At 65.0% G+C, this 3309-nt stretch carries 5 protein-coding genes; all 5 read left to right on the forward strand.

Annotated elements, in window-relative coordinates; genetic code table 11:
- Positions 1 to 221: DUF2092 domain-containing protein (locus tag AB4Z46_RS35065; RefSeq protein ID WP_442288164.1), on the forward strand; the 221-nt coding region annotated here is incomplete at its 5' end.
- A 12-nt stretch (positions 222 to 233) separates the two neighbouring features.
- Positions 234 to 827: a hypothetical protein gene (locus AB4Z46_RS35070; protein ID WP_442288165.1), complete on the forward strand. Its 594-nt coding sequence runs from the start codon at positions 234 to 236 to the stop codon at positions 825 to 827.
- A gap of 28 nt (positions 828 to 855) precedes the next feature.
- Positions 856 to 1650: a DUF3313 domain-containing protein gene (locus AB4Z46_RS35075; RefSeq protein ID WP_442288166.1), complete on the forward strand. Its 795-nt coding sequence runs from the start codon at positions 856 to 858 to the stop codon at positions 1648 to 1650.
- 20 nt (positions 1651 to 1670) lie between these two features.
- Complete coding sequence (locus tag AB4Z46_RS35080) at positions 1671 to 2399, forward strand: outer membrane protein (RefSeq protein WP_442288167.1); 729 nt, start codon at positions 1671 to 1673, stop codon at positions 2397 to 2399.
- 162 nt (positions 2400 to 2561) lie between these two features.
- Positions 2562 to 3113 carry an OmpA/MotB family protein gene (locus AB4Z46_RS35085; protein ID WP_442288168.1) on the forward strand — a complete coding sequence of 184 codons (552 nt, stop codon included), beginning with the start codon at positions 2562 to 2564 and terminating at the stop codon, positions 3111 to 3113.
- The last annotated feature ends 196 nt before the right edge of the window (positions 3114 to 3309 follow it).

Genomic DNA, 3309 nt, shown 5'->3' on the forward strand with positions numbered 1-3309 from the left:
TCTGGATCGGCGCCGACGACAAGCTGCCTCGCAAGCTGCGTGCGGTGTTCCGCGGCGACCCGCTCCAGTTGCGCCACCAGGTCGAGCTGTCGAACTGGAAGCTCGACCCGGTGATCGCGGCCGAGGCCTTTGCGGCGGTCAATGCGGCCAATGCGAAGAAGATCGGCTTCGCCGCACCGAAGCCATCGGCGGCAGCGAAGAAGACGACCAAGACGAAGTAAGGAGAACGAACCATGACGAACACCAAGGTCCTTTTTCCCGCGCTGGTCGCTTTGCTCATGTCGGCCGGCATCCACGAACCGGCGGCCGCCTGGGCCAGCGCCAACCGCTTCGGCGGCCACTCCTACGGCGGCTTCGGCAGTGCCACGCATGACAATCGCTGGGGCGGCTCGACGTCCGCCAATGCCTTCGGCGGCTGGAGCCATACCAACGCCAATGGCGGCCACAGCGAAGGGGTCGCGGGCTACGGCGCAGTGCACACCACCGGCGGCGGCTTCAGCACCTACCACCCGCCGGCCTACGGCTACGGGGGCTATGCGCCCTACCACGTGCCAGTGGCGGTGCCCTACTACCACGGCGGATGCTACGACTGCGCCGGCGCGGTCGCCGCGGGTGCGGTCGTCGGCTTGGCAGCCGGCGCCGCGATCGCCAGTGCAACGCGGCCGGTGTATTCGGTGGGCGTCAACTACGCAACGGTGCCGCCTGGCGCGTCGATCGTGACCCAGGCCGGCGTCACCTACTACCAGGTTGGCAGTACTTGGTTCCGGCCGTCCTACGGCGCCAACGGCGTGTACTACACCGTCGTGCCCGCACCGTTGCCTTATTGATGAACTACCACCGCCTCGAGGACATTGCATGAAACCCAGCAAGTTCACCCCACCTGCCCTGCTCTGCCTTGCGCTGGCTGTGAGCCTCATTTCCGGCTGTGCGGCGCCAGGCTCGGGGAATGCCGGCATCACCGCCTCCGACAACAACGTCGCCAAGGTCTCCAACGTCGGCTTCCTGACGGAACCCGGCAAGCTGAAGGTGCAGCCCAACAATGGCGGATTCCTCTGCTGGCGACAGGCCGGCATTGACTGGAAGCGCTACGACAAGATTCTGATCGAGCGCATCCAGGTCTACGTCACGCCGGCCAACGAGCAGAGCCCAATCGATCCGACCGACCTCAAGGCGCTGCTCGACTACTTCCACAGTGCGCTGGTCAAGAACCTGACGCCCGAGGTGCAACTGGTCAGCACCCCCGGCCCTGGCGTGCTGCGAGTCAGGCTGGCGTTGACCTCGCTGGTGCCGACCAACACACTGGCCAGCATGGCGGGAACCGCGGTGCCCTACGGCTTCGTCGCCGAGATGGGCTCGGGCGCGGCCACCGGCCGCCCGGTGGGCTCGACACCGTACCTGGGCAAGACCGGGCTCGAAGCGCAATTCCGTGATGGCGCCACGGGTGCCGTGCTGGCCGAATGCGCCGACACGCAGATCGGCCTCAAGTACGCGGCCGATCTGAACAAGGGCGCGACCACCGCGGCCGAAGCCTGGATGAACGGCTACGTGAGCTCGTTCACCAGTTGGAGCTATGCGCAAGATGCCTTCAACAAATGGTCATCGGCGTTCGCCCGACGCTTTGCGGAACTGCGAGCGCAATCGCCGCAATGAAGAGATTCACATCCACATTCTTGTCCTTCGCTGCCGCACTGGGCTGCCTGCCTGCCGCAGCGCAGACCACGCAGCCTTCTGTCAACGATTGGCAGTTCGAGTTCATTCCCTATCTGTGGCTGGCCGGTATCCGGTCGGATCTGAAACTGGGGCCGCTGCCCGGCGACACGCTTTCGGTGAGCTCCAAGGGCCTCCTGGAGGCGCTGGATGCTGGCGCCATGGGTACCTTCGAAGCACGCAAGGGGCCGTGGGGCGGGCTGCTCGACGTGCAGTACGTGAAGCTGGGCGTCGGCAATCAGCTCGCAGGCGGCCTGCTGGGCGGATACAACGTCAAGTCCGAGCAGACCATCGCCACGCTGGCCGGCTTCTATCGCGTGGCCGAGGGGCCGGTGGCGGTCGATGTGCTAGGCGGCGTTCGCTATGTCGATGCCAGCACCAACGTCGACATCGCGCCAAGCCCGCGCGGCTTAGGGCGGCATATCGCGGAGAGCGCGAGCTCGACCAACGGAATCCTCGGCGTGCGCGCTACCGTCCCGCTCGGCGACAGGTGGTCGCTGATGGGCTACCTGGATGTGGGAGAAGGCAGCTCGACTTCGAGCTGGCAGGCCATCGCCGGCGCGAGCTACCAGTACTCGCCCACCACTTCGCTCAAGTTCGGCTATCGCTACCTCGACTACAAGCGCGACGACGCGTTGCTCAACAAGGTGGCCATGGGCGGCATCTACTTCGGTGCCGGATTCAAGTTTTGAAGATTCCTATGGCGATCCAAGCGTTCCCGACGATCGACGGCGACGGAACCGGAAGTCGGAGCGCCATGGAAGTGTGGGCGACCCTGGGGCGATTCCCGAACCGCCGGCATTGAAGCTGGCGGTGTCAACACATTGCATTTGTTCAACAGCGAGAAGATAGTCATGAAATCATCCAAGTTCATTCTGGCCGTGTGCGCCACGGTGCTGGCCGCGGGCTGCGTCACCAAGCAGACCTACAACACCGAAGTGCAGAAGGCCGACACCTACGCAACGCTCAACAAGCAGCTGACCAGCGAGTTGAGCAGCGACCAGGCGCAGATCACCCAGCTCCAGAACCAACTCAAGGTGACCATGGTCAACGAAATCCTCTTCCCCGAAGGGGGCTGGAGGCTGAGCCCCAATGGTGAGCAGGCGCTCGGCAAGATCGCGCCAACCCTCAGCAACTTGCCGGGCCAGCAGATCGTGGTCCAGGGATTTACCGACAACGTGCCGATCGGTCCCGAGTTGAGGGGGCGTTTCCCGTCCAATCTCGAACTCTCCTCGGCACGAGCCGACGATGTCGTGCGCTACCTCACGTCGAAGGGTGTGCCGCAGAACTCGATCTCGGCGCAGGGCTTCGGAGACGCCCGCCCGGTGGCGAGCAACGACACGCCGCGAGGCAGGGCGAAGAACCGCCGCGTCGAGATCATCATCACGGCGGCCGGTCGCCCCTGACCAGCCACGTCTAGCCCGTCCTTGGCATGTCAACACCCCTCCCCACTGAAGCGGCGACGGACCTCACGCAGGACTCGGCAACCCGCGTGGCCAGGCACATGGCCAAGACGCAGAGCCGGGACATGACGCGCCTGGTGCTCGGGCTGATCAGGCCCTACCGGGCCTGGCTCGTGATCGTCTTCGCCGCGATGATGGT

Origin of the sequence: Variovorax sp. M-6, assembly GCF_052114385.1 — a bacterium.
Taxonomy (GTDB): domain Bacteria; phylum Pseudomonadota; class Gammaproteobacteria; order Burkholderiales; family Burkholderiaceae_C; genus Variovorax.

What these genes read in the sequence shown, in the direction of transcription:
- AB4Z46_RS35070 (WP_442288165.1), top strand. Translation starts at nt 234, where the DNA reads ATGACGAACACCAAGGTCCTTTTTCCCGCGCTGGTCGCTTTGCTCATG.
- AB4Z46_RS35075 (WP_442288166.1), top strand. Translation starts at nt 856, where the DNA reads ATGAAACCCAGCAAGTTCACCCCACCTGCCCTGCTCTGCCTTGCGCTG.
- AB4Z46_RS35085 (WP_442288168.1), top strand. Translation starts at nt 2,562, where the DNA reads ATGAAATCATCCAAGTTCATTCTGGCCGTGTGCGCCACGGTGCTGGCC.